A 1,215-nucleotide genomic window follows, 5' to 3' on the forward strand; every position below is an offset into this window, starting at 1 on the left:
GCAGCCACCCAATTAGTGAGGGTCTGCGGAACCAGTCCGAGCTCTCGAGCGACGTCCGCGACGGATCGCGACCTATCAATCACCTCGCGCACTGCCTCCGCGCGGAACTCCGGAGAATACTTCCCACGGGAACTGGACATCCCGGCCCTTCCTTTCGGTCATCGCGGTAATCCTACCAATTCCGCGGTGGTCCAGAAAGAATGGGGCACCTCACATCCCCGTCGTCGCCATCTCCGTGGCGACGCCGGCCGCCGCAGCATCCGACACGCCGACCATCGCGTTCACCAACGGCCCCTACACGGTGAACGCCTGCGGAACGCTGAAGGACGTCACAGTCAAAGCCACCACTGATGGCACCACGCCGGTCGCGGCCGGGACCATGATCAGCGTTACTCTCCCGGAAGGGCTCACCTGGAGCGACGGCGCTACCGGAACGAAGTCGTTCCCGGCAGATGGTAGCGGCCAGGTCACTCTGTCGGGCATTCGCAGTACGACGAACTACAACGAGACCGTGTCCATGAAGGCAGCCCAGGGCTCGACACGTACAACAGCTCCCGTCAAGATCCAGAATGCGACGGTCGCGGTAGCCTTCCGAGGAGGCACCGGGATCGCGCCGGACGACTCCTACCAGTCCGTTCCCGCCGACTCGAAAGTCATCGGGGACGCCTACTACTTGGCTCCGAACGGTGACCTATACGAAGGAAACAAGGTCGTCGCCACGGGTGTCAAGACCGCGAACTTCGTCTATGCGGACAACAACACCTACCGCCTGTCCTGGACGACGGCCACGAGTTCGTTCCGCGAAGGTACCAACCTGAAGCGTGAGGAGTTCACGAAGGTCCCAGACGGCGCCACTGCTATCGGCGACGGTTTCTACCTCACCTCCGACGGTAACATCTATCAGGGCAACACGCTCTACAAGAGCGGCGTGACCTCGGCGCACTTCGACTACGCAGAAGACAATGTCTATCGGCTGAACTATGAGCGTTATTCATAAGCATTTACCAGCCGAGTCGGTAAAGTTCGAGGCGGGTGACGGTGCGAATGAGGTTGGGAAGTTCTGTAAGACGTCCGCGATAGCCGGTCTTGAGGATTTTCCAGTTCTTCCAGTGCGCGATGCATCTTTCGACCGCCGAACGGATGGAGGAGATGTATCGGTTGGCTGTACGTGTGTTGTCATCATGTTGTCCGTGGTGAAATTTTTTCCGGGGAGTG

At 59.8% G+C, this 1,215-nt stretch carries 3 protein-coding genes; 1 reads left to right on the plus strand and 2 read right to left on the minus strand.

All coding sequences use genetic code 11. From position 1 onward, the window contains the following. Positions 1-140 (minus strand): transposase (locus C5D07_RS16475; protein ID WP_146079777.1); only part of this gene is annotated, 140 nt, incomplete at its 3' end. Between the two features lie 95 nt (positions 141-235). On the opposite strand from C5D07_RS16475, the gene C5D07_RS14455 reads away from it, so the two are divergent. Continuing rightward, positions 236-997, plus strand: a complete 762-nt coding sequence (locus C5D07_RS14455; RefSeq protein ID WP_104259628.1) for a hypothetical protein — start codon at positions 236-238, stop codon at positions 995-997. Positions 998-1,001: 4 nt separating this feature from the next. On the opposite strand, the gene C5D07_RS14460 is transcribed toward C5D07_RS14455, so the two are convergent. After that, positions 1,002-1,215, minus strand: a 214-nt coding sequence (locus C5D07_RS14460; protein ID WP_146079783.1) for a transposase family protein, incomplete at its 5' end; no start/stop codon positions are given.

Source organism: Rathayibacter tritici, from assembly GCF_002932875.1.
Taxonomy (GTDB): Bacteria; Actinomycetota; Actinomycetes; order Actinomycetales; family Microbacteriaceae; genus Rathayibacter; species Rathayibacter tritici.